The sequence below is a fragment of the Niveispirillum sp. genome (genome assembly GCF_052437035.1).
GTDB lineage: Bacteria > Pseudomonadota > Alphaproteobacteria > Azospirillales > Azospirillaceae > Niveispirillum.
Genome location: NZ_JBQVOH010000002.1, coordinates 769,233 through 788,143, shown reverse-complemented (window position 1 = coordinate 788,143; position 18,911 = coordinate 769,233). Strand labels below are relative to the sequence as shown.

The 18,911-nt window shown below is 64.4% G+C and carries 15 protein-coding genes and 1 tRNA gene; 9 read left to right on the top strand and 7 right to left on the bottom strand.

Annotation, left to right across the window (positions count from 1 at the left end; genetic code table 11):
• The first annotated feature begins 76 nt into the window (after positions 1-76).
• Complete coding sequence (locus ACT6Q8_RS08770) at positions 77-256, top strand: hypothetical protein (protein ID WP_444733221.1); 180 nt, start codon at positions 77-79, stop codon at positions 254-256.
• Between the two features lie 32 nt (positions 257-288).
• A complete protein-coding gene (gene trmFO, locus ACT6Q8_RS08765) occupies positions 289-1,653 on the top strand; it encodes a methylenetetrahydrofolate--tRNA-(uracil(54)-C(5))-methyltransferase (FADH(2)-oxidizing) TrmFO (protein ID WP_444733220.1) in 1,365 nt (454 codons plus the stop codon).
• A 502-nt stretch (positions 1,654-2,155) separates the two neighbouring features.
• Here the strand turns inward: trmFO and ACT6Q8_RS08760 are convergent.
• Entirely contained in the window at positions 2,156-3,106 is a 951-nt protein-coding gene (locus ACT6Q8_RS08760) for a hypothetical protein (RefSeq protein ID WP_444733219.1), read from the bottom strand.
• A 288-nt stretch (positions 3,107-3,394) separates the two neighbouring features.
• Entirely contained in the window at positions 3,395-4,240 is an 846-nt protein-coding gene (locus tag ACT6Q8_RS08755; RefSeq protein WP_444733218.1) for a phytoene/squalene synthase family protein, read from the bottom strand.
• Positions 4,241-4,449: 209 nt separating this feature from the next.
• Between ACT6Q8_RS08755 and ACT6Q8_RS08750 the strand changes: the two genes are divergently transcribed.
• From ACT6Q8_RS08750 to hpnE, 3 genes are all read left to right on the top strand, one after another.
• The gene (locus tag ACT6Q8_RS08750) at positions 4,450-5,076 is read left to right on the top strand and encodes a superoxide dismutase (RefSeq protein ID WP_054168756.1); all 627 of its coding nucleotides are present in this window, start codon (positions 4,450-4,452) and stop codon (positions 5,074-5,076) included.
• 256 nt (positions 5,077-5,332) lie between these two features.
• The gene (locus ACT6Q8_RS08745; protein WP_444733217.1) at positions 5,333-7,087 is read left to right on the top strand and encodes a squalene/phytoene synthase family protein; all 1,755 of its coding nucleotides are present in this window, start codon (positions 5,333-5,335) and stop codon (positions 7,085-7,087) included.
• Positions 7,088-7,095: 8 nt separating this feature from the next.
• Entirely contained in the window at positions 7,096-8,340 is a 1,245-nt protein-coding gene (gene hpnE / locus ACT6Q8_RS08740) for a hydroxysqualene dehydroxylase HpnE (protein ID WP_444739368.1), read from the top strand.
• A 4-nt stretch (positions 8,341-8,344) separates the two neighbouring features.
• Here the strand turns inward: hpnE and ACT6Q8_RS08735 are convergent, their stop codons facing one another.
• From ACT6Q8_RS08735 to ACT6Q8_RS08725, 3 genes are all read right to left on the bottom strand, one after another.
• Complete coding sequence (locus tag ACT6Q8_RS08735; protein ID WP_054168757.1) at positions 8,345-9,640, bottom strand: Xaa-Pro dipeptidase; 1,296 nt, start codon at positions 9,638-9,640, stop codon at positions 8,345-8,347.
• 72 nt (positions 9,641-9,712) lie between these two features.
• Positions 9,713-11,770, bottom strand: coding sequence for a methyl-accepting chemotaxis protein (locus ACT6Q8_RS08730; RefSeq protein WP_444733215.1), 2,058 nt, complete (start codon positions 11,768-11,770; stop codon positions 9,713-9,715).
• Between the two features lie 387 nt (positions 11,771-12,157).
• Positions 12,158-13,567, bottom strand: coding sequence for a class II 3-deoxy-7-phosphoheptulonate synthase (locus tag ACT6Q8_RS08725; protein ID WP_054168759.1), 1,410 nt, complete (start codon positions 13,565-13,567; stop codon positions 12,158-12,160).
• Positions 13,568-13,811: 244 nt separating this feature from the next.
• Here ACT6Q8_RS08725 and ACT6Q8_RS08720 point away from each other — a divergent pair, with 244 nt between their 5' ends.
• Positions 13,812-15,164: an AmpG family muropeptide MFS transporter gene (locus ACT6Q8_RS08720; protein WP_444733214.1), complete on the top strand. Its 1,353-nt coding sequence runs from the start codon at positions 13,812-13,814 to the stop codon at positions 15,162-15,164.
• Positions 15,165-15,201: 37 nt separating this feature from the next.
• Here the strand turns inward: ACT6Q8_RS08720 and ACT6Q8_RS08715 are convergent, their stop codons facing one another.
• Entirely contained in the window at positions 15,202-16,932 is a 1,731-nt protein-coding gene (locus ACT6Q8_RS08715; protein WP_444739367.1) for a hypothetical protein, read from the bottom strand.
• A gap of 166 nt (positions 16,933-17,098) precedes the next feature.
• Here ACT6Q8_RS08715 and ACT6Q8_RS08710 point away from each other — a divergent pair, with 166 nt between their 5' ends.
• From ACT6Q8_RS08710 to ACT6Q8_RS08700, 3 genes are all read left to right on the top strand, one after another.
• The gene (locus tag ACT6Q8_RS08710) at positions 17,099-17,305 is read left to right on the top strand and encodes a hypothetical protein (protein WP_054169473.1); all 207 of its coding nucleotides are present in this window, start codon (positions 17,099-17,101) and stop codon (positions 17,303-17,305) included.
• A gap of 76 nt (positions 17,306-17,381) precedes the next feature.
• Positions 17,382-17,456: transfer RNA gene (locus ACT6Q8_RS08705), tRNA-Met, on the top strand.
• A 102-nt stretch (positions 17,457-17,558) separates the two neighbouring features.
• The gene (locus ACT6Q8_RS08700; RefSeq protein WP_054169474.1) at positions 17,559-17,843 is read left to right on the top strand and encodes a hypothetical protein; all 285 of its coding nucleotides are present in this window, start codon (positions 17,559-17,561) and stop codon (positions 17,841-17,843) included.
• A 2-nt stretch (positions 17,844-17,845) separates the two neighbouring features.
• Here ACT6Q8_RS08700 and ACT6Q8_RS08695 read toward each other — a convergent pair whose 3' ends face one another.
• The gene (locus tag ACT6Q8_RS08695) at positions 17,846-18,784 is read right to left on the bottom strand and encodes a hypothetical protein (RefSeq protein ID WP_444733212.1); all 939 of its coding nucleotides are present in this window, start codon (positions 18,782-18,784) and stop codon (positions 17,846-17,848) included.
• Positions 18,785-18,911 lie beyond the last annotated feature (127 nt).

The window sequence follows — 18,911 nt, the reverse complement described above, 5'->3', positions numbered from 1 at the left end:
GCCACCATGTCGGGGGAACAATTCACCCCGCGCCGGGGTTGGTTGATAGCAACCGTCACAAGAGAGGACCCGGCCCATGGGTATCGTTCCCCCGCTTCCCGGTTCCACCCCGCCCGACCAGACCGAAGTGCCGCCGCCGGACGAGTTGCCAACGCCGCAGCCGGGCGGGCCGCCCGAACCGCCGCCTGTACCGCAACCCGACCCGGAACCCAAGCCGATGCGCATGTCCGGGCGCGCATGCATGCTGGGGGCTTGACGGCGGGGCCGTGGCGCGCGACATCACGGCCCATGACCCAGAAGAACCCCATCCACGTCATCGGCGCCGGCATGGCCGGCAGCGAAGCTGCATGGCAGATCGCCCAGGCCGGCATCCCCGTCATCCTGCATGAGATGCGCCCCGTTCAGAAAACGGACGCGCACCAGACGGATTTCTTTGCGGAGCTGGTCTGTTCCAACTCCTTCCGGTCCGACGATGCCGAATATAACGCCGTCGGCCTGCTACATGAGGAGATGCGCCGCTGCGGCTCGCTGATCCTGACGGCGGCGGACACGCACAAGGTGCCGGCGGGTGGCGCGCTGGCCGTGGACCGCGATCATTTCGCCGAACATGTGACGCAGACCCTGACCAGTCACCCGCTGGTGACGGTGGAGCGGGGCGAGGTTGCCGGCATCCCGCCCGAAGACTGGGACAGCACCATCATCGCCACCGGCCCCCTGACCAGCATGAAACTGGCCGAGGCCATCCGGGCGTTTACGGGTGAGGAGCAGTTGAGCTTCTTCGACGCCATCGCACCCATCATCCATACCGACAGCATCGACCTGTCCAAGGCCTGGTTCCAGTCGCGCTATGACAAGGTCGGGCCGGGTGGTACGGGCAAGGACTATATCAACTGCGCCATGGACAAGGAGCAGTATCAGGCGTTCATCCAGGCGCTGATTGATGGGGAAAAGGGCGACTTCAAGGAGTGGGAGAAGAACACCCCCTATTTCGAAGGCTGCCTGCCCATCGAGGTGATGGCCGAACGCGGCGTCGATACCCTGCGCTATGGCCCCATGAAGCCCGTGGGCCTGACCAACCCGCATGAGGGCAAGCGCCCCTATGCCGTAGTGCAGCTGCGTCAGGATAACGCGCTGGGCACGCTCTATAATCTGGTCGGGTTCCAGACCAAGCTGAAATATGCCGAACAGGTGCGGGTGTTCCGCATGATCCCCGGCCTGGAAAATGCGGAGTTCGCGCGCCTGGGCGGCCTGCATCGCAACACCTTCATCAACTCCCCGCGCCTGCTGGACGGGTCCTTGCGTCTGAAGGCCATGCCGCGCCTGCGCTTTGCAGGCCAGATCACGGGCTGTGAAGGCTATGTGGAAAGTGCCGCCGTCGGCCTGATGGCCGGGCGCTTCGCAGCCGCTGACCGGCTGGGCAACGAACCCTCCCTGCCCCCGCGCACCACCGCCCTGGGCGCATTGCTGTCCCATATCACGGGCGGTGCGGAGGCGGAGACGTTCCAGCCCATGAACGTCAATTTTGGCCTGTTCCCGCCCGTGACGGAGCGGCAGCCCAACGGCAAGGAACTGCACGGCAAGGACCGCAAGAAGGCCTACAGCACGCGGGCCTTGAGGGATTTGGCGGGGTGGCTGGAAGGCAGCGCGGGTTAAGCATTCCCAAAATACCAACCGGACGACGTCAAGCTGGGGGTACCGATGCCCCCAGCGGACGCCTTGCCACTGCCATGCTTTGTGGACCTTGAACCAAGCGATGTTGCGAAGGTTCGGGCGGTCATGTCATTGTTTCGCTATGATCCCTCGATCAATTCCCCCGCTGATTGTCGCTGGCGCCCTGTTTGCGGTGGGTGCCCATGCACAGCAATTGCCGCCTCTGCCGCCATCGCTGGCGAACACAGCCGCCGTGGTTTGCATCAGCATCTCGAATGAAGGCGGCATCAAAGGCGCCTACGTCCTGTCGAGCACTGGGAACTTTATGACCACCGGCGACTTGCTGGCCTGGGTCCGCCAATTGCGATGGCCCCCCACAGAACCGGGGCAATCGCGGGAGGATGTCTGGATCCCAATGCCAATTGCATTTGGCGCGGCCCAAATTCCCCCCGCACCCTCGACCTGCAGCGCGCCCCCCAAGACAGGCTCCCCCTGAAATGTTTGCTCAAACCTTCAGAAAGCCCATAACCCCCGTCGTCGCACCGATCCGTTCGTCCAACTGGATCATGTACTTGTAGCTTGCCAGGAAATGCCGGCCCGTATTGAGGATGCCGTACTGCGACGGCACCGCCAGCCTTGCATAGGCGGGGTTGGCGGGCGGGCCGCCGCATTGGCTGGTGTTGAAGCCCCATGACACATCGCCCAACACCACGCCAACCGTAACATCCGGGATCAGCATCTGGCCGCCAGCGGGATTGGCTTCCTCCCAATCCGCCGGGTTTGGCGGGGGATTGCCGGGCTGGTTGGGTGTGATGATGGTGTAGTCGATGCCCGTATCCATCAGGAAGGGCAGCGTGGCGTCATAGGGCGTCAGGCCGCTATTGGCCGGCGGCGACAGGGTAACGCTGGCGGACGCGGTGCGTTGCCCCAGGTTCATGTTCACCGGCACCTGCACGAATTGCTGCGCCAGGGCGGCATCATAGCCGAACAGCACACCATTCTGGTCCAGCATGTAACCGGGCGCCCAGGTGCCGGCCACGATCTCCGGCACGTTCAGGAAGATGTTGAGCGGGTCCAGGCCCGTCATGCGGGTACTGACGCCCATCATGGCCACGTTGGACGGGCTGGTGCTGCGGAAGATCGTCAGCGACGGCACGGTGAAGCTGGCCCCGTTCCCCCCGCTTACAATGGCGGAAACCGTCACCCACTGCCCCTGATAGGCGTTGCCGCTGCTGGAATAGAAGGGGTGGGTATAGGGCGGCTGCGGCACGATGACCTGATAGGTGCCATCCGGCAAGTAATCCGCCCCCACATTCAACCAGGGGGAGCCGGTATCCATCAGCAGGGGTGTCTGCGTCTGCCCGCCATCGAAGGAGACATTGAAATGGTAGGCCGTCTCCACACCGCCGCCACCCGAAACATAAGACAGAAACAGCCCCTGCACCGCGTCCAGCATGATCAGCCCCCTTCGCCGTTGGTTGGATGCGGCGTTACCCGGCACCCGGCCCACAGCATACAGAAAGCACACCAGACAGGCATCTGACATTTTCACGTAAAACGAGCAAATTGATAAATATCACTAAACCCAAATTAATGGGTTAACCGCTGCATCCTGGGCCGTTTCGTGCTATCTTCCGACAATCATGGGGCGAGCCGTGTCCGGGCCGGGGGCAGGCGTTCGGGAAGGCCTCCGATATGAAACACCCCCTGATTTTCCGTTGCATCCTGTTGCACGGGCGGCGGCTTACCACCGCCCGATGGTCGCGGCCCAACCGACGGAAAGCGGGCGGCGCACGCTGGGGCGTAGCAGGATGGGGTTCATCAGGTCATAGCCTGCCGCCGCCATCCGGCCCAGATAGTGGTCGGCCAGGATGGCCGGCAGCAGGGCCGGCAGGGCGGCCTTGGGCACATCACGCCGCAACCGGCGGGCATCGGACAGCAGCGACCGGGCCGTATCGGCCACGGCAGCGGCCACACTGGACAGGCCGGGCTCTGGCTTCAAGTCGAACAAAGCCGGTTCAGTCACCCCATGTTCGACCATCAGGGTCACCGGCAGGCGGGAGCGGTGGCCGCGCGCCAGGAAGGGGGTAGCCCGCAGGATACCGGTCAGGGCCCAGACCGTACCGACCAGCCTTGCGGCCTCCATCGCGGCCTGATCGCGAACGCCCAGCGTCTGACAGGCCAGCCGGGCCAGGGGTGCCCCGGTGACCTGGGCGTAATTGACCAGGCATTCCATGTCGGCGGGCGCCTCATCGTCCATGTCGGCCTCCCGCCCGTCGATCAACAGATCGAACTGGGTGCGGTCCAGACCGTGGCGGGCGATGGATGCCGCCAGCGGTTCCACCACCTCATGCCGGCGCGGGGTGCCGGCATAGGCGCCATCAATGCTTTCCCGCCACCATTGCAGGCGGATCTGGCCCAGCGTCGGCTCGGTCACCACCTCCCGCGTCTTGGCCACCTCATGGTTGAAGGCGTAAAGCGCGAACAGGTCCTCACGTACGGTGGCGGGCGCGAACAGGGCCGTCAGGAAGCGGTCATTATCATGCTTGCGGACCGCCTCGGCACAGGCGGAAAGGGCGGGGGGCGCCATTCTTGCTCAATCCAACAGGGGTGATGCCGCCTTATAGGCGCTCCGCCCCTGTTCGCAAAGCCCAAGCATCCCATATGGTTGATACAACAATTATTCAGGGGTCGAGCAGGTTGACCCGCGCGCGGCGCGGTCGTATCTCTCAACCCCGTGTCCGGTCGTCCCCGCGTCAGGGGCGACACCCACCCCGAGAGAGAACAGGAGCCATCATCATGGCCTTCACCCTGCCGGCACTGACCTATGACACCGCGGCGCTGGAGCCGCATATCGACGCGCTGACCATGGCCACCCACCACGGCAAGCATCACCAGACCTATATCACCAACCTGAACAACGCCCTGGCCGACCACAGCCAGTTGCATGACCTGTCGCTGGAAGACCTGCTGAAGCGTCTGGGCGAACTGCCGGAAAGCATCCGCACCGCCGTGCGCAACAATGGCGGCGGTCACGCAAACCATTCCATGTTCTGGTCCATCATGGGTCCGAATGGCGGTGGCGACCCGACCGGTGAGGTTGGTTCCGCCATCACCCGCGATTTCGGCAGCTTCGACGACTTCAAGAAGAAGTTCAACGAGGCCGGGACCAAGCAGTTCGGCTCCGGCTGGGTGTTCGTCACCGCCGACGCCGCCGGCAAGCTGGCCATCGTGGCACAGCCGAACCAGGACACGCCGCTGTTCAACGGCACGCCCGTCCTGTTCGGCAATGACGTGTGGGAACACGCCTATTACCTGAAGTACCAGAACCGCCGCGCGGACTATCTGGCCGCCTGGTGGAACACCGTCAGCTGGGACGCCGTGAATGCCCGTCTGGCCAAGATCAAGGCCGGTGCGGTGATTTAAGTTTTCCCTCAGGCGCCGGGCGGGCGCATCCGCGCCCTTGGCTCACGCGCCACGTGGCGCGGGCCGGCAGTCGCCGGCCTCCACCGGTCATGGAGATGACCGGTGGTTTGCTCTACTGGTCTGACGTTTCCTGCAAACCCCGCCGGCCAAAACCGGCGGGGTTTGTCATATCGGGGCCGCGCCCCATTATCGCCACTTCTCCGTGCCTCTCTGTCGTGGCAAACTAGGGGCACGATGATGAAGAGCGCCGGGACCCATGGCTGAATTCCGCCTGTCAGCACAGAACCCCGCCCAACCGGGCGACCCTGCCGCCCGCAAGAGCGCGGAGGCGGAGAATTTTCCTGTCGCCTCCCGGCTGATCCCGGCTCCTTATCGCCCGCATGTCATGGCCTTCTACGCCTTCGCGCGGCTGGCCGATGACATCGCGGACGACCCGCACGTCGAACCCGATATGAAGATCGCGCAGCTGGATGCGCTGGAACGCGCGCTGGTCAGCGGCATCGGCAACCAGCCCTGGCTGGCCCCTGCCCTGACGCTGAAGGCAACGCAGACGGCCACCGGCGTATCGGGCCTGCATGCGCGGCAGCTGCTGCAGGCCTTCCGCCGCGATGCCACGGGCAGCCATTGCAAGACCTGGCAGGACCTTGTCCTTTACTGCCGCTATTCCGCGAACCCCGTGGGCCGCTTCCTGCTGGAACTGCATGGGGAGGGGATCAATGCTGCCCCCGCCTCGGACGCGCTATGTACCGCGCTGCAGATCCTGAACCATATCCAGGATTGTCGGCATGACTGGGTGGAACTGGGCCGCTGCTACCTGCCCACCGCCTGGTTCAAGGAAGCAGGCGGATCGGTTGAACATCTGGTGGAGACGGAGGCGACGCCCCCCGTGCGCGCCGTCATCGACCGGACGCTGGACAATGTCGATTCGCTGCTGCGCCGGGCGGGCGCCCTGCCACGCCTGATCGCCAATCCGGGCCTGCGCATGGAATCGGCGGTCATCATTGAGATGGCGGTGGCCCTGTCGAAACAACTGCGACGCCGCGACCCGCTGGCCGGCAAGGTGCAGTTGTCGGCGTTCAGCCGGCTGGGTGCGGTGCTGCTGGGTGTGTTGCGCGGTATGTCGCGCCGCCCGCCGCGCCTGTCGCCCGAAAGCGGGCTGGCCAAGGCCGGGAGCTGCGGTACCTCCACCTTCTACTGGCCGCTGCGCCTGCTGGGACAGCGCAAGCGCCGGGCGATGTTCGCCATCTATGGCTTCTGCCGTGCTGTGGACGACATTGCCGACGGCAAGGAGAATAACGAGGTCAAGCGCGGCGCACTGACCGACTGGCAGCGGCGCATCGACGCCATGTATGGCATGCCCAGCCCTGGCCGCCATCATGGCCGGCTGCGCGATCTGGCCTCTGCCGTCCGGCGCTACAACCTGCCCCAGGCGGAATTCCAGGCCGTGATCGACGGCATGATGATGGATGTGGAAGGGCCTATCCGCGCCCCCTCGCTCGGCATGCTGGCGCAATATTGCCGGCGCGTCGCGGGGGCCGTGGGCCTGTTGTCCGTACGCGTCTTCGGCAAGGGCGATGCCAGCGCAGACGCATTCGCCCTGGCCCTGGGTGAGGCGTTGCAGCTCACCAACATCCTGCGGGATGTGGATGAGGATGCGCGCGATGGCCGTTGCTACCTGCCGGAGGAGATGCTGGAGGATGCGGGCATCGACATTTATGCCGTGCAGTCCGATCCCGTCGCCCTGCTGACCGACCCGGCCCTGCCGCAGGTCTGTGAGGCGCTGGCCGCCCGCGCGGAAGCCGCGTTCCATCAGGCCAACAGCCTGTTGAAGCAGCCCCATCGCAAGCTGTGGCCGGCGGCGGCCATGATGGTGCTGTATCATCGCATCCTGCTGCGCCTGCGTCAGCGTGGCTGGTCGCCCGACGCCCTGTCCCACCGCCCACGCCTTGGGAAGTGGGAGAAGATCAGCGTGGCGCTGTCCTGCGCCCTGGGTCGCGCGCCCCGCCTGTGACGGGTAGCGTGCATGTGGTCGGGGCCGGCCTGTCGGGTCTGGCCTGCGCCACCGCCCTGGCCGGTTCCGGTCGCGACATCATCCTTTATGAAGCAACCGATCATGCCGGCGGTCGCTGCCGCTCCTGGCATGATGCTTTGCTTGACCGTGTGATCGACAATGGCAATCACCTGATCCTGGGTGCCAATCCCGAATGCTTCGCCTATCTGGACCGGATTGGTGGACGGGCGGGCCTGATCACGGTTGATCCGGTTGCCCTGCCCTTTCTGGACCTGCGGGATCGTCGGCACTGGACCCTGCGCCCCGGCAATGGCCCCCTTCCCCTGTGGCTTGCCGATCCTGCCCGGCGGGTGCCCGACAGCGGGCTGTTGGATTATCTGGCGGTGCTCAAGCTGGCCTTCGCCGGTCCGGATGCACGGGTCGTGGATGTGCTGCCGGAAGGAAGTCCGTTGACCGACCGGCTGTGGAAGCCGCTTGCCGTCAGCATCCTGAACACGCCGCACGAGGCCGGATCAGCCCGTCTGCTCTGGTCCGTCTTCCGCCGCACCCTGCTGCGTGGGGCCAACGCCTGCCGCCCGTGGATCGCCGGGTCCGGCGGATTATCCGCCGCCCTGGTCGATCCAGCCCTGGCCTATCTGGCCCGATTTGGGGCCAGGGTGCAGTTCGGGAACCGTCTGAAAGCACTGGAGCGGACGGCGGATGGCCTTGTATCAGCCCTGGATTTCGGGTCGGACCGGATTGTTCTGGCGGCCCGTGACAAGGTGGTCCTGGCTGTACCACCAGAGGCCGCCGCACGCTTGCTGCCCGATCTGCCGGTGCCTGACCGCTTCCACGCCATCCTGAATGCCCATTACCGGCTGGAAAGCCCGGTGACGCTGCCCGGCGGCCTGCCTCTGGTCGGTCTGGTCGGCGGGGTGGCGGAATGGCTGTTCCTGCGCGATGACCTGATTTCGGTCACCATCAGTGCGGCGGATGCCCTGATGGACCGCGATGCCGACGACCTGCTGCACCTGATCTGGCGGGATGTGGCGGCGGCGACAGGGCTTGATCCTGACCACCCGGCACCGGGCCGCATCGTCAAGGAAAAGCGCGCCACCTTTGCCGCCACGCCGGAGCAGGGGCACAAACGCCCCCGCCCGCAACAATCGGCCAACCTGCTGCTGGCCGGTGACTGGACCGATACAGGACTGCCCGCCACCATTGAGGGGGCGGTGCAGTCGGGGCACCGGGCAGCGGCAATGGCGGCGCAATAGCGGTTCAGGGCTTGCCCTTCACCACATCCCCACCTTTCACCACCACATCGACCTTTTCCAGGATCGAGATATCGGCCAGCGGATCGCCCTTGACCGCGATCAGGTCGCCATAGCGGCCAACGGCCAGGGTGCCGACATCGGCGGACGCACCCAGCGCATCGGCGGCGTTGACGGTGGCGGCCTGGATGGCCTGCATGGGCGTCATTCCGAACTGCACCATACGGCTGAACTGCTTGCCATTGTCGCCATGGGGATAGACGCCGGCGTCGGAGCCGAACACCATCTTCACCCCGGCCTTCACGGCGCGGGTGAAGCTTTCGCGCTGGGTCTTGCCGACCACCCGTTCCTTGGCCAGACTTTCCGGCAGGAAGCCCGCCGCCTCGCCCGCCGACAGAATATATTCGGTGTTGTAGATATCCATGGACAGGTAGGTGCCGCGCTCCTTCGCCAGCTTGATGCCTTCATCATCGATGAAGCTGGCATGCTCGACCGTGTCCACGCCGGCGCGGATGGCGGCCTTGATGCCGGCGGTGCCATGGGCATGGGCGGCAACCCTCAACCCCAGGCGCTTGGCCTCTGCCACGATGGCGTCCATCTCTTCCTGCGCCAACTGCTGGGCACCGACCTGCGTGCCCTTGGACAGGACGCCACCGGTGGCGCAGATCTTGATCAGGTCGGCGCCATACTTCTTCACCTCGCGCACCTTCTTGACCACGCCCCAGGGGCCGTCGGCGGCACCCTGGCTGTGCGCGTCATATTCGGGCGGCAGCAGGTTATTGTCGCAATGTCCGCCCGTGGCCCCGATGGAGGGACCGGAGACATAAAGGCGGGGACCGTTCAGCCGGTTGGATGCCAGGGCACGGCGCAGAGCGACATCGGAATAGCCGGCGGCACCAAGATTGCGTGCCGCCGTGAAGCCGGCCATCAGGGTCTTTTCAGCATGGATGACACCGTTGATGGTTTCATCGCCCGTCGATTCTGCCAGCCCCTCATAGCCGTGCATATCGTGCCGGCCCGTCAGATGCACATGCATGTCGATCAGGCCGGGCAGAATGGTCATGCCCGTCAAATCAAGACGTACGGCCCCATCCGGCACCGCCACGGTGCCCTGGGTGCCGACCGCCGCGATGCGGCCATCGGTAATGACCAGGGCCGGCTTCTCCACCAGCTTTCCAGACACGACATCGACCATGCGGTCAGCCTGGACATAGGTGGTGCCGGCCTGCGCGGACAGCGCCCCGCCCAGGGCGGTGGCGGCCAGCAGCAGTGCGGAAAGCGAACGGGAGAGAGAGATTGCCATGGGATCGCGGCCCCTTATTGTCGGTTACCAAAGGCGTAACATAAGGGGCCGCAGAATTTAACCCAGCCTGTATCAGGCGCGGATACCAGTGACGAAGCGCTGAACCTCCTGGCGCAGCAGTGTGGCTTCGCGCGACAGGCTGTCAGAGGCGTTGTGCGCCTGGGCCGCCATACGCCCGGTTTCGGCAGCGGCCTGGGTCACACCCTCGATATTGGATGTCACCTCACGCGTGCCGGTGGCCGCTTCCTGGACATTACGGCTGATCTCACGGGTGGCGGCGCCCTGTTCTTCCGCCGCCGCGGCAATGGTGGTCACCGTCTCGCTGATGCTGACGATGGTGCGGCCAATGGACTGAATGGCGGTGACGGCGGTGCCGCTGACGGACTGGATGGCGGCGACCTGTCCGGCGATTTCCTCCGTGGCCTTGGCGGTCTGATTGGCCAGACTTTTTACCTCCGACGCGACGACGGCGAAGCCCTTGCCAGCCTCCCCGGCGCGGGCCGCCTCAATGGTCGCATTCAGGGCCAGAAGGTTAGTCTGGGCCGCGATGGACTGGATCAGATTGACGACATCGCCGATCTTCTGGGCCGCCTCGGCCAGACCGGCGACGGTGCCGTTGGTCCGCTCCACCTCGCCCACGGCCTCTGTCGCGCGGCGGGAGCTGTCGGCGATGCGCTGGTTGATCTCTTCGATCGAATAGGCCAGTTCCTCTGCCGCTGCCGCCACCGTCTGCACATTGGCATTGGCGATATCGGCGGAGTTCGACACGACGGTGGCCTGGGAATTGGTCTGGGTGGCGATGGCGGACAGAGCCTCGGCGTCGCTACGGATGCTGTCGGACTGTTCGGCCACGGCGGACACGACCTGCCCGACGGAGCTTTCAAACTCATCGGCCAGACGGTTCAGCTCCTGACGGCGGCTTTCAGCAGCGGCCAGTTCGTCCTGACGCCGCTGTTCCTCCATCTCTGCCACGCGGCCGGCATTTTCCTTGAAAAGCTGCAGGGCGTTATTGATGGCGCCGATCTCGTCGCCACGGTCGCGGTCGGTAACCTCCACCGCGTGGTTGCCGCTGGTCAACGCCTGCACGGTATTGATGATCCGGCGCAGCGGCGTGCCGACGATATGGCGGGTGGAATACCACAGCGCCAGGACCAGAATTGCCGTCAGGACCAGGGCACCAATCAGGATGGCGTTGCGCAACTGCACCTTCGGTGCCTGTATCTTGTCCATGGGCAGGTTGATCAGGATCGACCAGGGGGTACCGGTGGCACCGACACGGATCGGTACGAACAGTTGGGTCACCTCGGTCTGCAGGCTTTTTGAGAAGGACAGGTGCGAATAGGTGCGGCCTTCCTTGATGGCGGGCAAAGCATCCTTCAGCTTCTCATTGGTCTGGCCAATGGGCTTGCCCAGATGGTCACGGTTGGCATAGCCCACCCACAGACCGCCATTGGAGATCAGCGAGATAGTGCCCGTATCAAACGGCTTAACAGATTTCAGTTCATCACCAATGCCATCGGTCGCAATATCGACGCCCGCCACGCCAATGAATTTGCCGTTCTCAATAATCGGTACTGCCAGCGACATGATCAGGGTGGACTTGCCGGCGACCGTATAGGTGTAGGGTTCAATCGCCACCTCACGCATCAGACGCTTGGGCAACTGATAGTAATCCCCGGCGCCGTCCTTGTCGAAATCGACCAGGGGTTCCAGTTCCACCTTGCCGGAACCACGGTTCCAATAGGGGACAAAGCGACCGGCGGCATCGCTGCCCGGCGTGTTGGCCGCCGCAGCATCCTTACCATCCAGGGCGTTGGGTTCCATCCCAACCCAAACGGCCAGCACGCCAGGGTTGGCGTCCAGCTGCGATTTCAGCCAGATGTTCAATTGGGCGCGGTTGACGATGCCGGCTTGCTTCATGCTGAGCATGGAGGTCGCCACAAAACGGCTGACATCCATCGCGTCGTTCAGGCGGCGCTCCACCATGGCACCATGATACTCGCCCAGCCGCTGCCCAACCTCCAGTGACAGGGTGTCGGTGCTCTCCCCGCTGCTTTCCGTAATGGCGACAATGCCCACGCCAAGGCCGGCAACAAGGACGAGGATGATCGCCAGGATCAACTTCGTCACCAACGGTAGTTTCTTGAACATAACGCCCCCTGTCATCTGGAAGCGCGCATTAACGACCTTTACGATTAAAATTTTCTTTAGATGAATCAGCTGGTTACCTTTGTGTGGATTACTGAAGCCACCCCTTGATTGCTATCGATAGCAATGGCGGATTTCTGCCACTTTCCACCAGAACAACTCTACCAGGGCACCTTATCGATCATGGATATCGGGAAAGCGGCGCAACGCAGCGAACAGCTGTTACAACCAAATCGGATTTTAGAAAATCCATTAAATCACAATAAGATAAGGCCCCGAAACTTCCAGATCGGAAATTCCGGGGCCTTTGTTTCCAAGTGACAACCAGACCTATGATTGCAGCGCATGCCACAACCGCAGGGATAGTTTTTATTCAGCCGCCACGCGGGCGCGCGGCTGACCGTCACGCACGGCCTTCAGAGTTTCCGCGATCAGGAAGGCCAGTTCCAGGGCCTGGCTGGCATTCAGGCGCGGGTCGCAGGCGGTGTGATAACGCAGGGCCAGCGCATGGTCGGTGATGGCCTGGGCACCGCCCGTGCATTCCGTCACGTCCTGACCGGTCATTTCGAAATGCACGCCGCCCGGATGGGCACCTTCGGACCGGATGACCTCCATGAAGCCCCGCACCTCGCCCAGAACCCGATCGAACGGACGGGTCTTGAAGCCGGTGGAGGACTTGACGGTATTGCCATGCATCGGGTCGCAGGACCAGACGACGGTGCGGCCTTCCCGCTGCACCTTGCGGACCAGCGGCGCCAGCTTGTCCGCCACCTTGTCGGAGCCCATGCGCACAATCAGGGTCAGGCGCCCCGCCTCGTCCGCCGGGTTCAGAATGTCGATCAGGCGGATCAGGTCATCCGGGTCCATGGTCGGGCCGCATTTCAGGCCGACCGGGTTCTTCACCCCGCGCAGGAACTCCACATGCGCGCCATCATGCTGGCGCGTGCGGTCGCCGATCCACAGCATATGGGCCGACACGTCGTACCAATCGCCCGTCGTGCTGTCGATGCGGGTCAGCGCCTGTTCGTAGGGGAGCAGCAGCGCCTCATGGCTTGTGAACAGTTCCGTCTCGCGAATCTGCGGGGTAGTTTCACCGGTGATGCCGCAGGCGGCCATGAAGGACAGCGTCTCGTCCAGGCGGTTGGCCAGATCCTGATACCGCTCGCCCTGCGGGCTCTTCTCCACAAAGCCCAGGTTCCACTGATGCACCTTGTGCAGGTCGGCATAACCGCCCTGGGCGAAGGCGCGCAGCAGGTTCAGGGTGCTGGCCGACTGGTTATAGGCCTGCACCATCCGTTCGGGATCGGGGATGCGGGCGTCGGGCGTGAAGTCGAAACCATTGATGATGTCGCCGCGATAGCTGGGAAGCTCAACGCCGTCGATCACCTCGGTGTCGGCCGAACGCGGCTTGGCGAACTGCCCGGCCAGACGGCCCACCTTCACGACGGGCGTCGCCGCACCGAAGGTCAGGACGACGGCCATCTGCAACAGCACGCGGAACGTGTCGCGGATATTGTTGGGATGGAACTCGGCAAAGCTTTCGGCGCAATCGCCGCCCTGCAGCAGGAATGCCTCCCCGCGCGCCACCTTGCCCAGATGATCTTTCAGCCGCCGCGCCTCGCCCGCAAAAACCAGCGGCGGATAGGCCGCCAGCTTGGCTTCAACGGCCTTCAACCTGGTTTCGTCGGGATAAGACGGGACCTGCCGGATCGGCTTGGCGCGCCAGCTGTCAGGCGTCCAGCGCCCAGCGGTCCCCACCTTCTGCGTATCCGTCGACATGTCCTGCTCTTCCTTCTACAGCCATCGCCGCACCGGCCTCTTCCCGGCGGCGGGATGTGCATATGGGTTACCCAGCATCGGATTTCACCGGTGGGTCGAACTTTGTAAGCGACTCGCGCCGGTATTTTCCAGTCCAAACGACCTGCATTCTGCGCAATGTTCGTGCGCAAATAGGCCGCGCGGGCGGACAAGGCCTTGCCTATACTCGCCGACAGATTATCCGCAGACAGGACAGGACCCGCCCATGACGGCCGATGCAGCAAGCCCGGAGCAGAAGAAGGCCCCCATCGGCTGGCGACAGGTGCTGCGATCACTGGGCCAGCGCAAGGTGCTGGTCATGCTGCTGCTGGGCTTTTCCTCGGGCCTGCCCTTCCTGCTGACGGGCAATACGCTGGGCTTCTGGCTGCGGGAGGGCGGGGCCGATCTCGCCACCATCGGCTTTCTGTCCTGGATCGGGCTGGCCTACTCATTGAAGATGCTGTGGGCGCCGCTGGTTGACCGGCTGGACGCGCCGATCCTGGGGCGGCTGGGCCGGCGGCGCGGCTGGATGGTGCTGTCGCAGCTGCTGATCGGGGCCGGGCTGTTCGGGATGGCCGCCGTAGGGCCGGACGGGGCGAACCTGTGGAAGCTGGGGGCCTTTGCCCTGCTGGCGGCGTTCGCATCGGCGACGCAGGATATCGTGGTCGATGCCTGGCGCATTGAAAGTGCGGAGGATGGGGCCGAACAGGGCCTGTTGTCCGCCGCCTATCAGACTGGGTATCGGGCCGCCATGCTGGCCACCGACAGCCTGATCCTGCTGCTGGCGGCCGGGATCGGCTGGCAGTCCTCCTATGGCGTTGCGGGTGCCGTGATGGCGGTTGGCGTTGTCGCCACCCTGATGGCGACGGAACCGATGCGTCACACCCCGACGGGCGGCATGGCGTCCGCCCCGCTCTGGACGCCGGTGGGCCTGTTCGATGCTATTGTCGGGCCGCTGCTCAGCTTCCTGCGCACCTATGGCGCCTTATCGGTGCTGATGCTGCTGGTGGTGATGACCTTCCGGCTGGGTGATTTCATGATCGGGCCGATGATCAACCCGTTCTATGTCGATCTGGGCCTGACCAAGGAAGTGGTGGGAACCGTTCGCGCCTCGGTCGGACTTTGGGCCTCTATTGCCGGCATCGCGCTGGGCGGCATCGCCTCGGTCAGGCTGGGCTTCCGGCGGACCTTGATCTTAGGCGCGGTGCTAGGCCCCTTCTCCAACCTGGCCTTCTCCGTCATGGCGCTCAGCGGACCGGATATCAGCGTGTTCACGGCGGCCATCATCGTTGACAATATCGCCACTGGCTTCGCAGGCGTGGCCCTGACCGCCTATATGTCCAGCCTGACCAGCCTGGGCTATACGGCGACACAATACGCCCTTCTCTCCTCGCTCTATACGGTGCTGGGCAAGGTGCTGAAGGGTTTCTCCGGACAGATAGTGCTGGGGTTGGAGCCGATTGCCGGACAGATGGGGGCTTATGCCCTGTTCTTTGCCGGCACCGCCGCCATCGGTATTCCCGTGGTGGCGCTGTGCCTGTTCCTGGACCGTGCAGCCAGCCGGCAGCGGCAGGCATGATCGAAGCCGGGTGGGGATCCCCACCCGGAACGCCGATTTAAAAGCCGCAAGGACAGGTACACATGGGCGGGTTCGTGCCACCGCCGCCAGGATTGGTACCACCACCGCCAGGGTTCGTGCCGCCACCGCCGGGGTTCGTGCCGCCACCGCCGGGGTTCGTGCCGCCACCGCCAGGGTTGGTGCCACCGCCGCCAGGATTGGTGCCGCCACCGCCGGGATTGGTGCCACCACCGCCAGGATTGGTGCCACCACCGCCAGGATTGGTGCCACCACCGCCAGGATTGGTGCCACCACCGCCAGGATTGGTGCCGCCACCGCCGGGGTTCGTGCCACCACCGCCAGGATTGGTGCCGCCACCACCGGGGTTCGTGCCGCCACCGCCTGGGTTGGTGCCACCGCCGCCAGGATTGGTGCCACCACCGCCAGGATTGGTGCCGCCGCCGCCGGGGTTCGTACCGCCGCCAGGATTGGTGCCGCCACCGCCGGGGTTCGTACCGCCGCCGCCAGGATTGGTGCCGCCACCGCCGGGGTTCGTGCCACCACCGCCAGGATTGGTGCCACCACCGCCGGGGTTCGTACCGCCACCGCCGGGATTGGTGCCACCACCGCCGGGGTTCGTACCGCCACCACCGGGATTGGTGCCACCACCGCCGGGGTTCGTACCGCCACCACCGGGATCGGTGCCACCACCGCCAGGGTTCGTGCCGCCGCCACCAGGATTGGTGCCACCACCGCCAGGGTTCGTGCCGCCGCCACCAGGATTGGTGCCACCACCGCCGGGGTTGATCCCACCACCGCCAGGCAATGTACCACCACCGGGATCAATTCCGCCGCCACCAGGGTTCGTGCCGCCACCGCCTGGGTTCGTACCACCGCCACCGGGGTTAGTACCGCCCCCACCCGGATTGGTGCCGCCACCGCCGGGATTGGTGCCACCGCCGCCGGGATTGGTGCCACCGCCAGGGTCAGTTCCACCGCCACCGGGATTTGTGCCGCCCCCCCCTGGGGTGGTTCCCGGCCCCCGGCCACCGCCGCCGCTAGTACCGGCCACCACGCTGCCGCCGACACCAGCCGCAACACCAGCAACAACGCCCGGAGCCACAGCCCCAGCGCCAACACCAGCACCGGCGGCCGTCGCCCCCGTGGTACCGCCCGCGCCGCCGCCACCGCCCCCAAGGTTGGACGCGGCCCCCCGATCATCCTGGGGGACGACCTCCGCCACCTGCTGATCCTCGCTGGAGCGTGAATTGATATTGGTCAGCGTGTCATCGCCAAGCGCCACCACCGTCCGGCTGCCTGGATTGATGACCTCGCCACCCACCAGCTGTATCTGGGTATGCAAACCCGTAGCGACGCTGATGGCGGTTGCGATGGCGCCCAGATTCAGGGGCTGGTTGGCATAGATGACAGGATTTTCCACCATGGCCGCCAGGACCACGCGCCCCCGCAGCATGCTTTCCATGACATTGACAACGACGCGGACCTTGGCCGCCGTCATGGCCGTGGCCGCCACGCCCTGCGGCCCTGGCACCGTCACGCGCAGGTCCCTGATTTCCAGTTCCGGCGGGAAGCCACGCACTGATTCTGGCAGCGCCTGCACCCGCATGCCACGCAGGTTGCCGGCATTCATGGTGGCCAGCACCTTTTCCGCCCGCCCCGGAATGTCAAAGGCAAAGGGTGCCAGCAGCACAAGAAGGGTCAGAATCACGCTGGTATAAAGCACGAAGCGGAAAAACCAGCGAAGCGGGGTCAGCATAAAACGCAACATGGCGGATAACCGGCACGGGTTGGCGGGTGGCGCATCCTACAGCGGCACTACACCCAAAGTCTTGTGGTCGATACACAGATCAACCACCAAACTTGGACAGGGTGGACAGGGACGCCATCCCGACGCATCCTGCACCCCGTGAAGCCGCCGACAGGTCCCCTGCCCCATGCCGCCAACCGCAACGCCACAGCTGTTCGTCTTCCGCTGGCGCAACGAGGCCGGCAGGGATACGGAGCTGTCCTGTTGGGCCGTCAATGAGCGGGAGGCGGAATTGTCGGCCCTGCGCGCCGGCTGGCCCGGCCATGACGGGTCGCGTATGGGCCGCTACCGGGCACAGCTGAAACGGCACCTGCTTTATGATGAAGATTTTTGAAAACAGATATTGACAGGCCCGACGCAGTTTCATAAATAGCGGCTCCCGTTCGGGACCACCCGGACGGACGAGCTTCGGCACCGTAGCTCAGCGGTAGAGCAGGGGACTCATAAGCCCTTGGTCGCGTGTTCAAATCACGCCGGTGCCACCATATAGAACCCCGTCAGAGATACCTCTGGCGGGGTTTTCGCTTTTCAGGCTTGGCGGTGATACGATCTTCTTTCTGCTCAATCAGCCGAAAAGGGCCGCCCGCATGCTGAAATCCTTTGATCGCAAGGGGGCGCTGCGTGGCGCCATGTTGTTGCTGCTGGCCCTGTCGGTCGCGGCCTGCGCCAACCAGCCGGCACCCGAAGTGACCCATCCCCTGCCCGGCCTGCTCTGGGGTGTGGTTCATGGATTCCTGGCCCCGATTTCCTTCATCGGCAGCCTGTTCCTGGACATGCGGATGTACGCCTTCCCCAATGACGGGCTTTGGTACGATTTCGGATTCGTCGTGGGCTCCGGCATCCTGTTCGGTGGCGGCAGCCGGGCCGTTTGAGATTAGGCAGCGATCAGGCTACCAGCAGACAGGTTCGGGCCGACCTTCATGCCATAACCGTTGGTCGCCTTGCCGCTGCTCTGATCGCCTTCATCGCTGTCACGGGCGCCGGAGCCGGTGGAGCGCTTCTTCTCCTCATCGTCATCAGACGGCACGGCAAGGCTGTCCAGCATCATGATGGTGAAGGTGGAGATCGGCTCCTTACCCGACACGGCAGAGCGCATGCCCGTCAGCCAGGGCTGGGAGGAAGTATCCGCCGGCTGAATAGTGCCCAGCGTCGTGGACCCGGCAAATTGTGCCGGGGCGTCATCGAACTTGGCGGCAAAATTGTCGAAGATTTGCCCCACCGACTTGGGCCGGGTGCCGTCGTAGAAGACGTTCAGATTGGCCTTGGCCGCGTCGGGCAGCAGATTGGCCGCCGGCTGGTTGGGGTTCTTGTCCATAGCCTTCAGGAACTTGGCGGCCCCACCGGCACCCAGGAAGTGCGCCATGTAAAGTTCCGTCTTTCCGACCGGACGGCCCAGTTCATTTTCCAGATGGGTCTTGTTGTCATTGGCCAATTCGGCGGCAAAAATGGCCGACAGGCGCGGATCCTTGCGCAGGTTCAGGATTTCCTTGCGCGTCTGGGGATCAGAGACAGAGCCATTATTGATCTTGTCGGCATAAACACCCAACCCGTACTTGGCACCGTGCTGTTCCACCATGTTCAGCCAGGTTCCTTCCGTGAACTGGAACAGGCCGGTGGCGCTGCTGGTCGATGCCTTGACATCTGTTCGATAGCCGCTTTCGACCCCGGCCTTATCCATCAGATAGGCAAAATCAACCCCGGTTGCCGCACTGGCCTGCTGTACGGCGCGAACCACATGGGCCGGCGCATTGCGCGCATTTCCCTTGGTTTCAGCGACGCTGCCCTGGTTCAGGAGGTTGAGGTTGCTATTCACGGGACGGCTCCACGGGTACGGGTGTTGGCAGAGGTAAAGCAATCGGCGTGCCAAGCCCAAAAGCGCCCCAAACCCTGATGACAAACACCTACCTTTTACGTTAACGTAAGCACCGACAGCCGAACAT